Genomic DNA, 17,856 nt, shown 5'->3' with positions numbered 1-17,856 from the left:
AAAACTTCCCTTCAAATTACAATTTTGCCGCTTCCATTACCCAGACAAAATCATTATGCTTTTGAAAGGCGATACTGAAATGTTCTGAGGTAAAGATCGTTTCCATCTCCGAAAGCGTCGGATAATGTTCCGTTTCAAGGTCTTCCGCCAATTGCAGGAACCCTTTTTCCTTCGCTTTTTTAACAGCGGCAGAGAAGGCTTCCCGATCCTTGAAGACGGTATCAGCAAACACTATTTTACCATGCTTTCCGAGCATTTTTCCATATCGCTTCACAGCCTCCCGCTTCTCTTCGTTTGTCAGGTGGTGAAACGCATAGGAACTGACAATCGTGTCGGGAGAAAACGGAGGATCCGGAAAGTCGAGAAAGTCTCCGTCAACGATCACTGCATTCTCCGGCAGCTTCTCCTCGGCAATTTCTCTCATCGCTTTTGAAGGTTCTACACCTGTGACTCCCTTTCCGGCTGCCAGCAATTTCGCAGTCAGATTGCCTGTTCCGACACCGAATTCGAGAACTTTATGCCCCGAGCGGCTGACGACATCATCCAGAATGCCGTCATAGTTGCGAAACACTTCTTTGTATTGAAGATCGCGGCCAACTACTGTATCATCATAAGAATTTGCCCAGTTCTCAAATAAAGGAATGAACTCTCTTCCCATTTTATCGTCACTCTCCATCTATTTTTACAATTCCTATAAGTATAGTATGATTTATTCGATTGATTAGTTCTTATCCTACCACAAGTCATTCGTTTTGGGTACAAAAAAGGCTTGGTTATATTTCCCTTGTCACCCGGCCGCTTCTCTGCTTTAATAAAAAATGACTTGAGACGAATGGAGGATTGGTTTATGAACTTCGGGCTCGATCTGATCAAAGATAAAATTGAGTTTTTTGAGGCGCTGAGCTTAGAGGAGCTTGAAAAAAAGATCAGTCAACAGATTGAAAACAACCAGGCGATTTTGCTGAGGGTCCATTCGGTTTCCCACCAGACGGCGGTCATTGACGGACGGATCCACTACAGCGCAGTCGTTCATTTTAAAGCCGAATCATAAAAAAGCGCCCGGTTTAGCAACCGGCCGCTTTTTTCTTTATTTCAATTGTTCAACTTTTGTCGGCTTCCAGCCTTTTCCGTCAATCCAAGTAATGGCTACCTGGTATTTGACGCCAGTATCCTTCGCCTGAATGGTTCCTTTCGCATCTTGCGGGCTGCCGTTGTTTCCAAGCCAGATCAACGTCATGTTGTCATTAGAAATCCCTGTCGCGTATGAAATGGCTTCAAGCATTTCCTTCCAGTCTTGTGAAGAAGAATCATATGTTGCGGTATGCTGTCCGCTCTGTTGTGTGCCGACAGGTTCCCAGTCAGGATTGATGATCGTTTTTTCAACATTAGCACTTGAACCGCCTTCTGTCACTTTGGCTCCTTCAAACGGATCATCTGATGTTGACTTGTTCTCGTCTGAAGCAGATTCTTTATCCTTGTCCGAGTCGGAATCGCTGTCTTCTTTGTCGGAAGAATCGCTTTTTCCTTTGTCCTCATCTTTTACATCTTCGTCAGATGTTTGTTTCTTATTGTCGGAAGCAGGTGCTTCTGTCGTCTGTTCAGAATCGTTTTTCGAGACATCTTGCGCCTGCTCCTTCGGGCTGTTCATCATCAGACTGCTGGCAACGACAACGATTAATACCAATACGATGCCTATTAAAATGTTAAGCACAAGATTCGCTTTCCTGCGCTTATCACGATTTTCAAAACGAGATTCCCTTGTTTCGCTCAAGTTCATTGCACTCCTTTTTCCCTCTTGCCTCGCTTCCTATTTTATCATCACCTGAGGCATTCTTCTATGTCTGGTTCTTTTCAATTTCATATACTTTTTTAACAATATCATAAAATACGGCATTTGTCGCAGCCTTGCTATCCGGCGTATCCATATGGACGACGACGAGCGCATATTTCGGCTTGTTCGCCGGAAAATAACCTGCAAACCATTTATGATAGAGCGTTTTTTTGTCATCTGCCGTCCTGCCTGTCTGCGCTGTGCCCGATTTTCCCGCTACATCGTACGGAAGATCGCTGAAGCGCCGGCCTGTCCCTTTTTCAGATGTGACAACTTTTCTGAGCAGTTTTTGCAGCTTTTGTGCTGTATACTGATCAATTTTCTCCCCTGGAAGCTCGTGATCTTTAAAAGTCGTCATCAATGTGCCGTTTTTATATTCGATCTGGTCTGCGATCTTGACTTGTTTTTTCTCTCCGCCTCTTGCGATGGTCGCCATCATGTTGGCGATTTCCAACGGAGTCAGCTTCACATTTTTTTGGCCGATGGCGGTCTGGGCTACGGCTTTTTTAACTTTTTTGTCCTTTTCATCCCCCCAGATTGATCCTGCAGTTTCATGATAAAACTGTCTGAACTCATCTTCATGATACAGCTTCCCTTCCCAGCCGACCCGTCCGGTCAGCCCGAGCTTTGCGGCGGTATCTTCGATCACGGAGCTGTTTTTTTCAACGAGCTGTCCAGCAAGATTTGTAAACGTGTAGTTGCAGCTTTCCGCAAAACTGTCTTCCAAGCTGAGCTTCCCTTTGTCTTCTCCGGTCTCACCGTACAGGTTCAAATTGCAGTTAAAGGTTTTTGACGGATGGTCCAAACCGTTTTCGATCGCTGCCGCAGCAATCACGGTTTTAAAAACCGAGCCGGGATATACCGGTGTCAGCATATAGTTCTGCCTTGTTTTTTGCGATGCCATGTTTAAGTCGGGCTTGCTCGCAATCGCCACCACGCTGTTCGTTTCGATGTCAAGCAGAACCGCCCCGCCTTTATCAAGCTTTTGGTCAGCCAGTACATCTTCCATTGCCTGCTGAACCTTTTTATCGATCGTTGTTTTGACTTGCAGCGGGTAAAAAGGATTGGCGTCTGCTGTATATTTGACGTCCATACCGAACAAAGGGTTTCCCAATCCGTCCACATGATACAACAGTTTTGTATCTTGTTCAGGAAGCAGGAATTCATCAAACGTCCGCTCCATGCCGAAGGTGCCGATTTTCGTGCTGATGGGCAGGTCGTCTTTATCGGGATATTTGCGTCGGAGAAGGTCCGGGTCTTGATTGGTCATACCGAGCGTATGCGAAGCCAGCCTGTTCTTTTCTGTTTCTTCTATGTATACGCCGTAAACGCCCGGATATTTCAGTTTATTGATTTTTTCGAGAGCTGCCTTTGAAACGGACGCTCCTTCACGTTTTGTGAGAATCACGGGTTTTTTAGCGTGTTCCAGCTTGCTCCCGAGCTCATCTTCTGTCATGTTTAAAATTTCGGCTGCTTCTTCGGCCGGCCACGGCTGATTTTTTAAAAAAGGGAACAAGACGATGGCCGGTTTTTGGCTGACGGACAAATGTTCGCCGTTCCGATCTAAAAAAGATCCTCTCCCGTCTGAAATCCGAACTTCCTCCGTGCGCTGTTTGACGCTTTCCTGGATTAAGTTCACATTCCGTTTAGAAAAGGATTCGGTAAAAAACAGTTGAATTTCAGCCAGCCTGATCAGCAGAAATAACAGGGCAGCCGAAATGATAATCGATACCCACTTCATGCGCTTTTGCCATTTCATAAAAACACCTCATCCACATTGTGGACGAGGTCATCGTTTGCTAAACAAATTTTATGAAATTTTCACAATCTTTACAAGCATTTCGCCGCCCGGTGTTTGAACGGTTACTTCGTCTCCAACCTGTTTGCCGAGAAGGCTTTTCGCGATTGGGGAATCGTTCGAGATTTTTCCTTCAAACGGATCGGCTTCCGCGCTGCCCACAATGGTATAAGATTCTTCTTCACCGTCAGGAAGCTCCGTAAATGTAACGGTTTTTCCGAGGCCGACGATATCTGAGTTTGCACCGTCATCTTCGATAATCTTTGCGTTGCGGATCATATTGTCAAGGGTTGTGATGCGCCCTTCTACAAAAGCTTGTTCTTCTTTTGCTGAATCGTATTCGGAGTTTTCGGAAAGATCTCCGAAGCTTCTTGCCACTTTAATACGTTCAACAACTTCTTTACGTTTAACCGTTTTCAAATACTCAAGTTCTTCTTCCAGTTTTTTCTTTCCCGTTTCTGTCATAGGAAATACTTTCTCTTGTGCCATGTTCCTTCACTCCTTCTAGTTGGTTCCTCATCACTTGTATGTGAGAGTATAGACTTGAATATACAAGAATGAGGACAACCCTTGTCCCCTTCTTCTCTCCCATATTTGTAAAGTATCATATAAACCGGATGGAAGGCTCCGGTAAATGGTGCTTATACAGTTAAAGAAGGGCTCAGGATGAGAACCCTTCAATTTCTATACATAATATGGTCAGAGTTGTGTTTGTCTATGCTATGTTATTATAAAATCGCGTTTTGTTCAAGAATAGTTTGTATTTTTGTTACCATCAGGTCGATGGCGACGCGGTTTTGGCCGCCCTCCGGAATAATGATATCGGCATAGCGTTTCGTCGGTTCGACAAACTGGTTGTGCATCGGTCTGACGACTGAGATGTACTGCTCGATGACAGAATCGATCGAACGTCCTCTTTCTTTTATGTCTCTGAGCATCCTTCTGATGATCCGCAGGTCGGCATCCGTATCGACATACAGCTTGATGTCCATTAAGTCGCGGAGCCTTTCATCCTCGAGAACAAGGATTCCTTCCAAAATAATAACATCTTTCGGATCGACGTGCACGACTTCCTCTGAACGCGTATGCAGCTTGTAATCGTAAATCGGCTTTTTGATCGGCCTGTATGCGAGCAATTCGTTTAAATGCTCGATCAAATAGTCATTATCAAATGCAAGCGGGTGGTCGTAGTTCGTGTTCAGCCGCTCTTCAAACGGCAGATGGCTCTGATCTTTATAATATAAATCCTGTTCGAGCATCAAGATCGAATGACCTTTAAACTGTTCATAAATGGATCTTGTGACGCTCGTTTTTCCTGATCCGGAGCCTCCCGCTATGCCGATAACTACCGGTTTTTTCCCCATGCCATTACTGCCCCTTTCTCATCATGTTGCTAGGATAAATCTTGTTGTCCACTCTAAATTTGACGATCTGCAGGGGATGGCGGGCTGCGTCAAGCACATTGCCTTTTTCGTCCCAAATCGTGTCAATTTTGCATGTGAAATTTTCGATTTCCGGACCGAAAAATTCGACTTCATCTCCGGTTTTAAAGAAGTTACGCTGCTGAAGCGTGACCATTTTTGTCTCTTCATCATAGTCAAGGACAAGTCCGACAAAGTCATATGTTGTCTTTTTGCCGTGGACGCCGAACATCTGCTCTTCATATCCTGGCGTTCCTTCAAAGAAAGCAGGCGCCGTGTCTCTATTGGCGCATTTGTCAAGTTCTTTCAGCCATTCTTCTTTGATGACGAAGTTTTCAGGATCAGCGCAATAAGCATCGATCACTTTTCTGTACACACTGACGACTGTCGCAATGTAGTGGATCGATTTCATCCGGCCTTCGATTTTCAGGCTGTCGATACCCATTTCAATCATTTGCGGAATCGATTCGATCAGCTTCAGATCTTTCGGGCTCATCGCAAATGGAGCATCGCCTTCTTCATACAGCGGCAGTGCATTCGCCCCGTCCGTCTGATACAAATCATAGTCCCAGCGGCATGACTGGCAGCAGCCTCCGCGGTTAGAGTCCCTGGCCGTCATATGGTTGCTGAGCACGCAGCGGCCGGAATAAGCGATACACATCGCACCGTGTATGAACGTTTCGATTTCAATATCGACTTTTTCTTTCATTTCTCTAATCTCAAGTGCGCTCGTTTCACGCGCGAGCACGACCCGCTCAAGGCCTTCTTCCTTCCAGAACTGAACGGCTTTCCAGTTTGAAAGGGACTGCTGGGTGCTCAAATGCACTTCCAGCTTCGGCGCAACTCTGCGGCACGTTTCAATGATCAGGGGATCAGCGACGATAATGCCTGACACGCCTGCTCCTTCGAGATCGCGCAAATAGTCTTCTAGTCCGTCGACATTTTCTTCATGCGCAAATATGTTTGTCGTCACATAAATTCTGGCGCCGTATTTTTTCGCAAATTCGACACCTTCAGCCATTTCTTCAATTGAAAAGTTATCTGCGTTTGAGCGGAGTCCATATTCACGTCCGCCGATAAATACAGCGTCTGCACCATAGTGGACAGCGATTTTCAGTTTTTCCAAATTTCCCGCCGGAGCAAGAAGTTCTGGCTTTTTCGTAATGACGCGTTTTCCATTAACGATTTTGGAAATTTTATCTTTTACTGCAGACATGGCTATCCCTCCTTTTAATATACTGTTTCTTTGAAAAAGAATCCGGTATCGATGCTGCGGTTTGCAGGCTGCAGCTGTTCGATCCGCTCGATCCATTGTTCTTTCTTGTCTTCGTATGCTTCCCTGTCTGCGATGCAAAGGTCGATGGCTTCGCGGTACATGGCCGTTACTTCAGTCATGTATTCGACCGATTTTAAAATCCCGTCGATTTTAAATGAATCGATGCCGGCATCGATTAAATCCTCAAGCTCATCAATGATGCAGACGTCATTCGGACTCATGATGTGCGTGCCGTTTTCGTCTTCGAAAATCGGATATTTATTGCCGCGTTCTTTATCATGGAGATACATGCCTTTTTCTTTTTTCCTGCCTTCGATATCCATAACTTTTCCCTGGTATTCAAAATAGTTGCCGATCAGGGAGCGCTTTGACTGGAACATGCATGTCATGCCGTGAACCTGAATTTCAATCTCGACTTCTGCTTTCTCTTTAATCTCAACGATGCTGTCCATGTTAAGCTCTCTTGCGAGCACCGCGCGCTTCGCGCCCTTTCGCCCCCAATAGTTGCAGGAATAATGGTTGGTTGCGGTCGTTTCCGTATTCCAGTGAAGCTTCATGTTCGGCGCTGATTCCCGTGCTGCCATCAGTACGGCGGGATCGCCGAAGACAACCGCATCCGCGCCTGCCTCGTCCAAGAAAGAAAGGTAGTCATTCAGTTCAGGAACCCGGTCATTGTGAAAAATCGCGTTCACCACAACATATACTTTTGCGCCTTTTTCATGGGCCTGAATAATGGCTTCTTTTACTTCCTCTCTGGAAAACTCCCCGGCTAAACGCAAACCGTACCTTTGTTCACCGATGATAAACGCATCGGCGCCTGCCTCTGCCAAAGGCTTAATATCCGAAACAGCCGTCGGCGTCACAAGCAGTTCAGGCTTTTTCATATCCGTTCACCTCTTTTTTGACTGACGGCCAATCCGTCGCCCACAGGCAGGATCGCCGTGTGGTAGTCAGGATGCTCCATCAGCCAATGATTGTAATGATCTATTTTCGATACAAGCTTTTTGATGCGCTTGTTTTCGATCTGATTGTAATCTGATGCGACAAGGCCTTTGAAAAGGACATTATCCGTAAAAATGATGCCGTCATCGGCAAGCATTTTTTCATATATACTGAAAAACTTCTGATACTGGCCTTTTGCGGCATCGATAAAAAGCGCATCATAAGGAGCCATCGATTGAACGGCGTCCGACTCGCTAAGCGCATCGCCGAAGAACACGTGAATTCTGTTTTCAAGCTGGAATGACCGGATGTTTTTCAGCGCTTCCCGATACCTGTCTTCATCGCGCTCGATCGTAAAGATTTCAGCTTCGGGAAGGGCAAGCGCCATCCGAATCGCCGAATAGCCGATGGCGGTACCGATTTCAAGAATTTTTTTCGGATTTTTGAGTGAAAGAAGCTGCAGGAGCACTTCGATTCCTGTCGGTTCCATAATGGGTACGCCATGCTCTTCGGCATAGGCCTCCAGTTTCATAATTTCAGCCGGCCGCGGCTTTAGCAGCTTTTCAAGATAGCCGGTCAATTCTTCGTGTCCAATCTTCACGGGCAGATGGCCTCCCTTTCATAAAAAAGAGCCTTAGGTCAGGTGTTCAGCACTCTCCTAAAGCAGTCGACTGTCTTTTCTCCAATAAACAACCCGATATATTTTATCATAAAACCTTTGTATTTGCGAATAAAAGGAGAGTATTTTTCACTCTCCTTTTTCCTCTTCCTGCGTGTTCGTAATGTATTTGGCTTTTGCTTTGTTGTGTTCTTCAAGCGTTTTTGTAAAGACGACTTCCCCGTTTTTCTTTGCAAGAAAATAAACGTAGTCGGTTTGCTCCGGATTTAATGCCGCTTCCCAAGAGCTCTCTCCAGCGTTTGCAATCGGCCCAGGCGGAAGACCGGTATGTTTGTACGTATTATACGGGGAATCCGCTTCAAGGTCTTTGTACATGACTCGGTTTTTATGTTCCCCAAGCGCATATAAGACGGTCGGATCCGTTTGCAATGGCATGTTTTTGCTGATGCGGTTGTAGAAGACGCTTGAGATTTTGTGCCTGTCCGCTTTTTCGGTAGCTTCTTCCTCAATTAACGAAGCCATCGTCAAGGCTTTGTGGACGGACATCTTTTTGTCTTTCATCTGCTTTTCATACTTTTCAGCCAGCTGATCTGTTTGTTTGATCATCGCTTCGATGATTGCATCCAGCTTCGTCTCGGGGTCGTAAAATGGATATGTCGCAGGATACAGGTATCCTTCAAGCGGATGATTGATATTCTTGTTTAACACGTCGTCGGTGATCAGTTTCGGGTACTTCTGTTTTAATCGGCTGATGAATTCGCGGTCATCCAGCTTTTTCATTATGTCCTCAGCCGAGTAGTTGGTTTGTCCGGCGATGATGTCTGCGATTTCCTTGAGCTGCCTTCCTTCAGGAACGGTAATTTTAAATGCCGGCACATGTGAAGCGGTTGTCAGCTTTTTGATCACGCCGGCCGCATCCATCGACTGGCTGAGCTGAAAATTACCAGCTTGAAAGCCGGAGGCATTTTTAAATTTCACATAAGCGATAAATACTTTTTCGTTTTTAATTAAGTCCTCTTTTTTCAGTTTGGCGGCGATGGACGTAACGGTCGATCCTTCCGGAATATAGACATTGACCGTTTTTGCATTATTTTTATCGACCGGCTCGAGCGCCGATTTGACGTAGAGCGAAACAGCGCCTGCGGTTAAAATCAGCAGAACCGCGACCACAGTCAGCCAAAACTTTATTTTATGTTTAAGGAGTCTTTTTATAAACGGTTTCTTTGTCTGATCTTCAAACATTGGTGTCCTCCTCTCCTCCCATGGTTTATACTACATGATTCGTTATCATTCGGCAATTTATTACAAAATGTTTTTATAAAAAAAGCCGCCTGTCGGCAGCCGGGCGCAAAGGATTGCAGATCAAGCTTTAAAGAAAGAATGACAAAATCCTAAAACTTCAATCGTTTTAGGATTTTGTCAAGCGGTCTAGCCGCTTCTTTATTCTTCTTCGTCTTCATCCGCTAAAAACGTGTTCAGCGTCTCTTCGATCATATCCCATTCTTCTTCTGTTTCAATCGGCATCAGTTCGCCGTCTTCTCCGGCTTCATTCGGTACGAAGCTTGAAGCATGGATCTCGATCTCATCTTCGTCCTGTGCTTCAATCGGATAGTAAAGCACGTATGACTTGTTAAACTGATCGCTGTCAAATGTGAAGAGCACTTCACACAGCTGTTCATTCCCTTTATCGTCTACAATCGTAATGTTTTTTTCTCCGTGTTCCATCTTGATCACCTCATGAGTTTAGGCTGTCGAGATATCCTTGAAGGATCATCACGGCCGCCATTTTATCAATTACTTTTTTTCTTTTTTGCCTGCTTACATCTGCTGAAATCAGCATTCTTTCGGCCGCCATTGTCGAGAGGCGCTCGTCCCAAAGCACGACTGGAACTTGAAACGTTTCTTCAAGGACTTCCGCGAACTTCTGGCTCGCTTCCCCCCTCGGGCCGACGGTTCCGTTCATGTTCTTGGGAAAACCGAGTACAATCTTGTCCAGTACATAGTCTTTCGTCAATTCGGCGAGGCGGTTCAAGCCGTACTCACCGCCCGCCTCGTCGATTTTAATCGTTTCTATCCCTTGAGCCGTCCAGCCCATTTCATCGCTCAGCGCTACGCCGAGCGTTTTCGAACCTAAATCCAGACCTAATATTCGCATGCTTGTTTACGCCTCTTTATGCTGTTCTAAGTACGATTTAACCAATTCTTCGATTATCTCGTCTCTTTCTATTTTCCGAATCAGGTTACGTGCATCTCGATGCCTTGGAATGTAAGCGGGATCTCCTGATAGCAGATATCCGACAATTTGGTTGATCGGGTTGTAGCCTTTTTCCTGAAGCGCATCATGGACGGTTATCAGCACTTCATTTACATTGGTTTCCATCGAATCGTCGGAAAAGTTAAATTTCATCGTCTTATCAAATGAGCTCACCGTTTTGCACCTCTTTCCCAAATTCGCAGGCAAAGTTTCAGCCTGATTACCTTCTAATCACCATTCTACACCACAACGGCTATTTATAAAACGGATTTTACCCATTCTTCCGCAGATGCCAATGCTTCAGCCAGCCGCTCAGGCTGTTTTCCTCCCGCCTGCGCCATGTCCGGACGGCCGCCTCCGCCGCCTCCGCATGCTTCTGCGACTTGCTTGACAAGCTTGCCTGCGTGGAAACCCCGCTCTATTAAATCTTTTGTAACTCCGGCGGAAATATTCACTTTTTCGTTTTGAACCGCCCCGAGAACGATGACGGCTGAGCCCAGTTTCGCCTTCAGATCGTCAACCATTGTGCGCAGGTGATTCATATCTTTGGCATTCACTTTTTCTGCGAGCAGTTTGATTCCGTCAATTTCTTTTACTTTTTCCAAAATCTCTCCAGCTTCTTTGTTTCCCAGTTTCGCTAATAAAGATTCGTTTTCTCTCTGAGCCTCTTTCAGATCAGACTGAAGCGCTTCGATCCGTTTCGGCACTTCCTTCATATTGGTTTTCAGGACTTCTGCCGCCTGCTTGAGAAGCTCCAGTTTGGCGTTCATCTCTTCGTAAGCGCCCTGCCCTGTTACCGCTTCGATCCTGCGGGTGCCAGCCCCGATACCTGATTCGGACACGATCTTAAAGAGGCCGATTTCAGCCGTATTTCTCACGTGGCAGCCTCCGCACAGCTCGATGCTGTAGTCGCCGACTTGAACGACGCGGACGATGTCTCCGTATTTTTCGCCGAACAGTGCCATGGCTCCCATCGCTTTCGCTTCATCAATCGGTTTTAAGTCGATTTGAACAGGAATAGATGCCCAAATTTTCTCGTTCACTTTTGTTTCGATTTGTTCGAGTTCTTCCTTTGTCACCTGTCCAAAGTGAGAGAAGTCAAAGCGCAGACGGTTGTCAGTGACCAGCGATCCGGCCTGATTGACATGCGTGCCGAGCACATCTTTCAGCGCCTGATGAAGCAGGTGTGTCGCTGTATGGTTTTTGACAATGGCCTTTCTGAGCCGCTCTGTGACTTCTGCGGTCACGCTCATGCCTTTTTTAATTGCGCCGCTTTCCACGATTCCTTCATGCAGATGCTGGCCGTTCGGCGCTTTTTTAACGTCTGTGACGCGAATTGCGGCATCACCGCTTTTAACCCAGCCTTTATCACCGATTTGTCCGCCGCTTTCAGCATAGAACGGGGTTCTTTTGAGGATGAACTGAACCTTCTGGCCTTCTTGAACGAGGTCGGCAAGTTCTCCGTCTTGAAGAAGCTCGGTGATTTTCGTTTCCGTTTTGATATCGGAATAGCCGATGAACTCGCTTTCTGTCATGATATCGCGAAGTGCGCCGCCTTGAACCTGCATGCTGCCGACGTCCTGGCGCGCCTGCCGGGCCCGTTCGCGCTGCTTGTCCATCTCGCGCTCAAAGCCGTCATGGTCGACTTCCATGCCTTCATCTTCGGCGTATTCTTCGGTCAGTTCAACAGGGAATCCATACGTATCATACAGTTTAAAGACATCTTCCCCGGAAATGACGCGTTTTCCTTTTGCTTTTTCCTTTTGAATCACTTCTGAGAGAATCGCCAAGCCCTCGTGCAGTGTTTCATGGAAGCGTTCTTCCTCTGTTTTGATGACTTTCGCGATAAAGTCCGCTTTTTCTTTGACTTCGCCGTAGAAAGCGGCCATGATGTCGGCAACTACCGGTACGAGCTCATACATAAACGGACGGTTGATATTGATGGACTTCGCATAGCGGACAGCGCGGCGAAGCAGCCTTCTGATGACATAGCCGCGTCCCTCGTTTGACGGAAGCGCTCCGTCGCCGACCGCAAACGCAGCCGTCCGGATATGATCGGCCACAACCTTAAATGCCGTATCTTTTTCAGCAGAGGTGCCGTACTTTTCTCCTGAAATAGCTTCTGTCGCCTTGATGATCGGCATAAACAAATCCGTATCATAGTTCGTTTTGGCGTCTTGAATAACAGATACCATCCGTTCAAGACCCATCCCGGTATCAATGTTTTTCTTCGGAAGCGGTGTGTATGTTCCGTCAGGATTGTGGTTGAACTCGGAGAACACAAGGTTCCATACTTCAAGGTAACGCTCGTTCTCCCCGCCCGGGTAAAGTTCCGGATCAGACGGATCATTTCCATAATCTTCACCGCGGTCATAGAAGATTTCGGTATTCGGACCGCTCGGGCCTTCGCCGATATCCCAGAAGTTTCCTTCCAGTCTGATGATCCGTTCCTCAGGAACGCCGATTTTTTTCGACCATAATTCATACGCTTCATCATCTTCCGGATGCACCGTGACTGACAGGCGTTCGGGATCGAAGCCGATCCATTTTTGATCGGTTAAAAATTCCCATGCCCACTCGATCGCTTCTTCTTTGAAATAATCGCCGATCGAAAAGTTCCCTAGCATTTCAAAGAACGTATGGTGGCGGGCTGTTTTCCCGACATTTTCAATATCGTTCGTCCTGATTGATTTTTGAGCGTTGCAGATGCGCGGATTCTCCGGCACAACCCGTCCGTCAAAATATTTTTTCAGCGTCGCCACTCCGCTGTTGATCCAAAGCAGGGAGGGATCTTCATGCGGAATAAGAGAGGCGCTCGGTTCAACGGCATGCCCTTTTTCTTTAAAAAAATCTAAAAACATTTGGCGCACTTGTGCGGATGTTAATGTCTTCATTATTTTTTTCCTCCTTTAATGATGCACATGCAAATAAAAAAGCCCCCGCCCTATGCAAACAACGTTTACACAGGGACGAGAGCTCCTCTCGCGGTACCACCCTGATTATGTGCGTAACAAAACGCCCATCACCTTGATATCCGTATAACGCCGGATAAAGACGGCAGGTTTTCGCCTGCACTCAGGATTAGCTTCTACTGATCTTCTGTTAAAGCTCTTTCACCGCAATGGAGCTTCTCTCTATAAAACAGGGCTTCAGTATACTCGGATCCGTCAATCGAGATACGTATGTATGTCTATTTCGAAATTATAGACAACGGAAGCCGTTATGTCAAACTTCTGCCGCTCACGCTTTTCTTGCCGCTAAAAAATGGACGAGCATCACTTTGATAACAGCCATGACAGGCACTGCCAGAATCATGCCGATGATGCCGGCCAGCTCACCGCCCGCCAGCAATCCAAGCATAATGACGACGGGATGCATATGCAGGCTTTTGCCAACGACAAGAGGCCCGAGGATATTGCCTTCGATAAACTGAAGAATTAAAATCGTAATGATCACCACAAAGACGAGCCTCGACGATAAAGCGGCAGCTACCATGACAGCGGGAATCGCGCCGATGACAGGGCCGAAATACGGGATAACATTTGTCGCGCCGATGACAAGGCCGAGAATCAGCGGATAGGGCAGGTCAAAAAACCAAAATGACAGGCTCGCTCCCAAGCCGATGACAAGGCAGACAAAAAGCTGTCCTCTGATGTAGTCCCCGAGAGAATCATCGACATCCCGGATGAATTCGCTGCCTCTCGCCCTCCATGAAGAAGGCGTCAAATACCATACCGCCTTCTTCATCGTATCAATATCTTTCACCATATAGAATACTAAAAAAGGAATGATCGCCGCCACGAGCATATAATCAAAAACGAACCGGATGCTTCTGATCGTCCGTTCCACCCAGCTTGCTACGAATTCTTCCGTCTGATTGACGAACCTGTCGATCCTGTCGTGCATACCGTCGGGCCAGCCGTCTGTATGATGATGGAGCTGATCGAGCATGCTTTCGTAAGATGCGGCAAGAACCGGAATTCCCTCTGAAAGCTCTGTCAGCTGTTTAATGAGGATCGGCACCCCTTTGTAAAAGGCGTAGCCGAGACCGGCAAAAAACAGAACATAAATTAGCAAAATACTCAATGTTCTCGGCACGCCGGCCCGGTGTATCTTTTCAACGACAGGCAAAAGCAAATAGGTGATAAAAACCGCAATCGCCAGCGGGATCAGAATCGACTTCAGCAGCACGCAGACAGGCTCCCAAATCATTCTCAGCTGCAAAAAGATATAGACAGTTAATAGCAAAAGCATGAAGATCGAGACCCACATTAAAAGCTGCAGCGGTTTTTTCAACATTTTTTTCACCCCTTGTTAGCTTTTGATTTCTGCTTGTAATTATTCCCGAAGAAAAAAAGGGACACCCTTTTAAGGGTATCCCTTCTGCTTAAAACATTTTCATGACGCGTCTTCTCAGCTTTCTCATGTTTCGCTTGTTCATCATATCGTTCTGAGACGCCATGTAGTACATCAAAGCCCCGGCTCCTAAAGAAATGAGAGAAGTCATTGTACGATTCAACTTTCTAACCTCCATTCAAAGGTTAATCGTTCGTTCGTCATCTGTAAACAGATCGTCCAGGCTGCTCAATGTTCCGTCCTCTTCGACTTGATGGGTCGAAATTTTTCCTTTTGAAAGGGTCAGCTCAATAAAGCATCCCCAGCAGTAATATTGATTTACACCGATTTTGCCGATGTTTTTGCTTTTGCAATTCGGGCAAACGAGCATTTGAACACACACCTCTTATTCGTTCAAGACGATTGTGCTTCTGCCTACTTCAAGCGGTTCCCCAGATGAGTGAATCTGCTTTTTGTCGCCTGACAAATCGGCAAAAAAACCGTCTGATAGTTCATATGCTACGATTATGCCCGTGTCAGAAGAAAAGTATACATCTTCCAGCATGCCCAGCGTATCTCCTGCTCCGTTTTTGACCATTTTTTGCTTCATCTGATCATAAGAAAGACTCTGCTTCGGAATTTGCATCGGCTTGAATTCGGTGAAATCAACGTATACGCCGTCACGTCCGATTTCGGTGACAGCGGGAAGCGGAAGAAGCGAACGGGGATTGTAAAAGCGCCGCTTCTCTTCCATAATCAATCCGAGACATGTCCCTTCGTGAGAAAAACAGATATCTGTTACCACTCCAAGCGGGAGGGAAGATTGTCTGTCGTAAACATTGAGTCCTTCCAGCTCATTGCATGTTCTCAAAGTGTGATCAACCACCTTTTTACGAACACTCTTATGATCTGCTGTTGCGACGCGACTCATACGATGAAATGGATTCCATGAAAAACACTTATTCTGCTTCCTTTTCCATAAAATCAAAAGGTGTAATGCCTTCCATCCCGATATTGGCGTCATAGACGCTGAAAGGCAGCTCTTTTTGAAGCGCCATGAGCTCTTCATCCTCTTCATGTGCCGCCTGCAGAAGCCTTCTTTTAAGCGATGTCTGCCTTTCTGATGATTCCTTATTTTTCACGCCCCATTCAAGGGCTTCTTCTTCACCGCACAGAATCAGGAATTTTTTGCTTCTTGTGATGGCCGTGTAAAGCAAGTTCCTTCTCAGCATCCGGTAATAGCTTTTGACGATCGGAAGGATGACGATCGGAAATTCGCTGCCTTGCGATTTGTGGATCGAACAGCAATAGGCGTGCGTAAATTGGTTGAAATCTTTTTTTGTAAACGTGATTTCATTCCCGTCGAAAGAGACGACGGCCATGTCTTCTTTTTCCGTATTTTCTTTTGCATAAAAAATCGAAACGATCTCACCCATATCACCGTTAAACACGTTGTGCTCCGGCTGGTTGACGAGCTGGAGCACTTTATCTCCGGTACGGTACACGACATCGCCGTACTTCATTTCCCTGCCTTTCGGCTTTGGCGGATTCAGGATGCCCTGCAAAAGCGCGTTTAACTCATTGATGCCGGCCGCTCCTCTATACATCGGAGCCAAAACCTGAATATCTCTGGCCGAATATCCTTTTTGCAGCGCGTTTTTAACGACTTTTTCGACGACTTCTTTAATCTGCTGCTGGCGGCAGCGAATGAAAGAACGGTCTTTTGTCGGCGCGGTCAAGTTTTCCGGAAGCTTTCCTTGTTTCATTTCATGCGCCAGTTCAACGATTGAAGAGCCTTCAGCCTGCCTGTAAATATCGGTTAGTCTGACAGAAGCAATCACATTCGATGCCAAAAGATCCCTCAGCACCTGTCCGGGACCGACAGACGGAAGCTGGTCTTCGTCTCCGACCATGATGACCTGTATCCGGTCGGGAATCGCCTTGAACAATTGGTTGGCGAGCCATATATCAAGCATGCTCGTTTCATCAATAATGAGCAGCCGCCCTTCAATCGGATTGTCTTCATCGTGCGTAAATCCTTCGGCTCCATTCCAGCCGAGAAGCCTGTGAATCGTAACGGCCGGCAGTCCGGTCGACTCGCTCATCCGCTTAGCGGCCCGGCCGGTCGGCGCTGCCAGTACAAACGGAAACGTTTCATCCTTTTTGTAATCAGCCGGATTCAAGCTTAAGCCGTGCAGCTCGCTGTACAACTCGACGATTCCCCTGATGACGGTCGTTTTCCCGGTTCCCGGTCCGCCTGTCAAAAGCAGCATCGGCGACATCAGCGCTTTTTGAATGGCTTCTTTTTGGCTTGGCGCGTACTGCACTTTCATCCGTTCTTCAAGCTCCCCTAAAGCGAGCAGGAATTCCGATTCGGGAAACTGGTCATCGTATTCGGTCTGTCCGGCGATTTTCTGCACCCTTTTCGCAAAGCTTTGTTCAGCGTAGTAAAGGGAAGGATAATAACACCTTTCATCTTCAATGAACAGCTCTTTTTGCTCCCCTAAGGAAATGATCGCGTCGGCCACATCCATCTCGGTTACTTTTTCATCACCTGAAGACTGGTTTAACAGTTTTTGCGTCTCGATGATGAGCTGTCTCGTTTCTATGTACGTATGCCCTTCTTGAAGGCATGTCGCTTCAACCGTGTATAAAATCGCCGCTTTGATCCGCTCTTCATGTTTGCCTGAGATCCCCATCCTGCCGCCCAGTTCGTCCGCCTTGATAAAGCCGATTCCTTCGACATCTTTGACAAGCTGGTACGGATTTTCGCGGATTTTATCGAGCGTTTCCGCTTCGTACGCCTGATAAATCTTCATGGATAGCTGGGGGCCGAAGCCGAATTCGCTCAAGGAGATCATAATCTGCTCAAGTCCCTGATGCTGCTGAAGGGCAGCGGCAAGCTTATCCGCCTTTTTTTTGGAGAGCTTCGGGACATCATACAAGACGGCGCCGTCGCTTAAAATTTTGTTGATTGCACCTTCCCCAAGCTTATTGACAATTTCCTCGGCCGTTTTCTTACCGATTCCTTCAAATAAATCGCTGGCCAAATATTGGATCACGCCTTCTTTCGTTGTCGGCACTTCTTTTTTAAAATGATCCGCTTGAAATTGCAGGCCAAATTTCGGATGGGAGGCGGTCTTTCCGTAAAAAGTGTAGATATCGTCTTCATGGATCAAAGGAAAGTAACCAGTGACAGAAACGGTTTTGTCCTCAAAAGACTCCGATGTTTCTTCCACTTTTACTTTCAGTACGGTATACAGGTTTGTTTCATTATGATAAATGACAGCCGTTACCGTTCCTTTTACAAATGAAGCTTCTTCCATTTCAATTTGGTCCGGGTTATGGCGCTGCATCACTGTTCTCCCCCCTCCATTCAA

The 17,856-nt window shown here is 46.6% G+C and carries 19 protein-coding genes; 1 reads left to right on the top strand and 18 read right to left on the bottom strand.

Annotated features, from left to right (window positions below):
- Positions 1–16: 16 nt before the first annotated feature.
- A complete protein-coding gene (locus H2R00_RS01035; protein WP_182070999.1) occupies positions 17–658 on the bottom strand; it encodes a class I SAM-dependent DNA methyltransferase in 642 nt (213 codons plus the stop codon).
- 189 nt (positions 659–847) lie between these two features.
- Here H2R00_RS01035 and H2R00_RS01030 point away from each other — a divergent pair, with 189 nt between their 5' ends.
- The gene (locus H2R00_RS01030) at positions 848–1,051 is read left to right on the top strand and encodes a YrzA family protein (RefSeq protein WP_043928220.1); all 204 of its coding nucleotides are present in this window, start codon (positions 848–850) and stop codon (positions 1,049–1,051) included.
- A gap of 36 nt (positions 1,052–1,087) precedes the next feature.
- On the opposite strand, the gene H2R00_RS01025 is transcribed toward H2R00_RS01030, so the two are convergent.
- The 17 genes from H2R00_RS01025 to recD2 form a co-directional block, all read right to left on the bottom strand.
- On the bottom strand, positions 1,088–1,777 hold the full coding sequence (locus H2R00_RS01025) for a YrrS family protein (RefSeq protein WP_154995754.1): 690 nt from the start codon (positions 1,775–1,777) through the stop codon (positions 1,088–1,090).
- A 58-nt stretch (positions 1,778–1,835) separates the two neighbouring features.
- On the bottom strand, positions 1,836–3,590 hold the full coding sequence (locus H2R00_RS01020; protein ID WP_154995756.1) for a peptidoglycan D,D-transpeptidase FtsI family protein: 1,755 nt from the start codon (positions 3,588–3,590) through the stop codon (positions 1,836–1,838).
- Positions 3,591–3,641: 51 nt separating this feature from the next.
- A complete protein-coding gene (gene greA, locus H2R00_RS01015; RefSeq protein WP_020452389.1) occupies positions 3,642–4,118 on the bottom strand; it encodes a transcription elongation factor GreA in 477 nt (158 codons plus the stop codon).
- Positions 4,119–4,357: 239 nt separating this feature from the next.
- The gene (gene udk, locus H2R00_RS01010) at positions 4,358–4,993 is read right to left on the bottom strand and encodes a uridine kinase (RefSeq protein ID WP_003183905.1); all 636 of its coding nucleotides are present in this window, start codon (positions 4,991–4,993) and stop codon (positions 4,358–4,360) included.
- A 4-nt stretch (positions 4,994–4,997) separates the two neighbouring features.
- Positions 4,998–6,266, bottom strand: a complete 1,269-nt coding sequence (locus tag H2R00_RS01005; RefSeq protein WP_154995758.1) for a peptidase U32 family protein — start codon at positions 6,264–6,266, stop codon at positions 4,998–5,000.
- Positions 6,267–6,280: 14 nt separating this feature from the next.
- A complete protein-coding gene (locus tag H2R00_RS01000) occupies positions 6,281–7,210 on the bottom strand; it encodes a peptidase U32 family protein (protein ID WP_182070298.1) in 930 nt (309 codons plus the stop codon).
- Positions 7,207–7,869: an O-methyltransferase gene (locus tag H2R00_RS00995; RefSeq protein WP_043928213.1), complete on the bottom strand. Its 663-nt coding sequence runs from the start codon at positions 7,867–7,869 to the stop codon at positions 7,207–7,209. The genes H2R00_RS01000 and H2R00_RS00995 overlap by 4 nt, the downstream gene beginning before the upstream one ends.
- 147 nt (positions 7,870–8,016) lie before the next feature.
- On the bottom strand, positions 8,017–9,129 hold the full coding sequence (mltG, locus tag H2R00_RS00990; RefSeq protein ID WP_154995762.1) for an endolytic transglycosylase MltG: 1,113 nt from the start codon (positions 9,127–9,129) through the stop codon (positions 8,017–8,019).
- Between the two features lie 198 nt (positions 9,130–9,327).
- A complete protein-coding gene (locus tag H2R00_RS00985; RefSeq protein ID WP_154995764.1) occupies positions 9,328–9,612 on the bottom strand; it encodes a DUF1292 domain-containing protein in 285 nt (94 codons plus the stop codon).
- A gap of 10 nt (positions 9,613–9,622) precedes the next feature.
- The gene (gene ruvX, locus H2R00_RS00980; RefSeq protein ID WP_154995766.1) at positions 9,623–10,042 is read right to left on the bottom strand and encodes a Holliday junction resolvase RuvX; all 420 of its coding nucleotides are present in this window, start codon (positions 10,040–10,042) and stop codon (positions 9,623–9,625) included.
- A gap of 6 nt (positions 10,043–10,048) precedes the next feature.
- On the bottom strand, positions 10,049–10,315 hold the full coding sequence (locus H2R00_RS00975; protein WP_003183920.1) for an IreB family regulatory phosphoprotein: 267 nt from the start codon (positions 10,313–10,315) through the stop codon (positions 10,049–10,051).
- An 83-nt stretch (positions 10,316–10,398) separates the two neighbouring features.
- Complete coding sequence (gene alaS, locus H2R00_RS00970) at positions 10,399–13,035, bottom strand: alanine--tRNA ligase (protein WP_182070297.1); 2,637 nt, start codon at positions 13,033–13,035, stop codon at positions 10,399–10,401.
- A gap of 346 nt (positions 13,036–13,381) precedes the next feature.
- Entirely contained in the window at positions 13,382–14,440 is a 1,059-nt protein-coding gene (locus tag H2R00_RS00965; RefSeq protein ID WP_154995770.1) for an AI-2E family transporter, read from the bottom strand.
- Positions 14,441–14,528: 88 nt separating this feature from the next.
- Positions 14,529–14,660: a YrzQ family protein gene (locus H2R00_RS00960; RefSeq protein WP_003183926.1), complete on the bottom strand. Its 132-nt coding sequence runs from the start codon at positions 14,658–14,660 to the stop codon at positions 14,529–14,531.
- A 15-nt stretch (positions 14,661–14,675) separates the two neighbouring features.
- Positions 14,676–14,867 (bottom strand): YrzR-like zinc ribbon domain, encoded by a 192-nt coding sequence (locus tag H2R00_RS00955; RefSeq protein WP_003183928.1) that lies wholly within the window; start codon positions 14,865–14,867, stop codon positions 14,676–14,678.
- Positions 14,868–14,882: 15 nt separating this feature from the next.
- Positions 14,883–15,347, bottom strand: coding sequence for a PRC-barrel domain-containing protein (locus H2R00_RS00950; protein ID WP_154995772.1), 465 nt, complete (start codon positions 15,345–15,347; stop codon positions 14,883–14,885).
- Positions 15,348–15,435: 88 nt separating this feature from the next.
- Entirely contained in the window at positions 15,436–17,832 is a 2,397-nt protein-coding gene (gene recD2, locus H2R00_RS00945) for an SF1B family DNA helicase RecD2 (RefSeq protein ID WP_182070998.1), read from the bottom strand.
- Between the last annotated feature and the right edge of the window lie 24 nt (positions 17,833–17,856).

This window comes from Bacillus haynesii (assembly GCF_014042035.1).
Lineage (GTDB): Bacteria > Bacillota > Bacilli > Bacillales > Bacillaceae > Bacillus > Bacillus haynesii.
Note: the sequence above shows the minus strand (reverse complement) of the source record. Positions and strands in the feature narration are given on the sequence as shown.

What these genes read in the sequence shown, in the direction of transcription:
- H2R00_RS01030 (WP_043928220.1), top strand. Translation starts at nt 848, where the DNA reads ATGAACTTCGGGCTCGATCTGATCAAAGATAAAATTGAGTTTTTTGAG.
- H2R00_RS01005 (WP_154995758.1), bottom strand. Translation starts at nt 6,266, where the DNA reads ATGTCTGCAGTAAAAGATAAAATTTCCAAAATCGTTAATGGAAAACGC.
- ruvX (WP_154995766.1), bottom strand. Translation starts at nt 10,042, where the DNA reads ATGCGAATATTAGGTCTGGATTTAGGTTCGAAAACGCTCGGCGTAGCG.
- mltG (WP_154995762.1), bottom strand. Translation starts at nt 9,129, where the DNA reads ATGTTTGAAGATCAGACAAAGAAACCGTTTATAAAAAGACTCCTTAAA.
- recD2 (WP_182070998.1), bottom strand. Translation starts at nt 17,832, where the DNA reads ATGCAGCGCCATAACCCGGACCAAATTGAAATGGAAGAAGCTTCATTT.
- alaS (WP_182070297.1), bottom strand. Translation starts at nt 13,035, where the DNA reads ATGAAGACATTAACATCCGCACAAGTGCGCCAAATGTTTTTAGATTTT.
- H2R00_RS01020 (WP_154995756.1), bottom strand. Translation starts at nt 3,590, where the DNA reads ATGAAATGGCAAAAGCGCATGAAGTGGGTATCGATTATCATTTCGGCT.
- udk (WP_003183905.1), bottom strand. Translation starts at nt 4,993, where the DNA reads ATGGGGAAAAAACCGGTAGTTATCGGCATAGCGGGAGGCTCCGGATCA.
- H2R00_RS00955 (WP_003183928.1), bottom strand. Translation starts at nt 14,867, where the DNA reads ATGCTCGTTTGCCCGAATTGCAAAAGCAAAAACATCGGCAAAATCGGT.
- H2R00_RS01025 (WP_154995754.1), bottom strand. Translation starts at nt 1,777, where the DNA reads ATGAACTTGAGCGAAACAAGGGAATCTCGTTTTGAAAATCGTGATAAG.
- H2R00_RS01035 (WP_182070999.1), bottom strand. Translation starts at nt 658, where the DNA reads ATGGGAAGAGAGTTCATTCCTTTATTTGAGAACTGGGCAAATTCTTAT.
- H2R00_RS00965 (WP_154995770.1), bottom strand. Translation starts at nt 14,440, where the DNA reads ATGTTGAAAAAACCGCTGCAGCTTTTAATGTGGGTCTCGATCTTCATG.
- H2R00_RS00985 (WP_154995764.1), bottom strand. Translation starts at nt 9,612, where the DNA reads ATGGAACACGGAGAAAAAAACATTACGATTGTAGACGATAAAGGGAAT.
- H2R00_RS01000 (WP_182070298.1), bottom strand. Translation starts at nt 7,210, where the DNA reads ATGAAAAAGCCTGAACTGCTTGTGACGCCGACGGCTGTTTCGGATATT.
- greA (WP_020452389.1), bottom strand. Translation starts at nt 4,118, where the DNA reads ATGGCACAAGAGAAAGTATTTCCTATGACAGAAACGGGAAAGAAAAAA.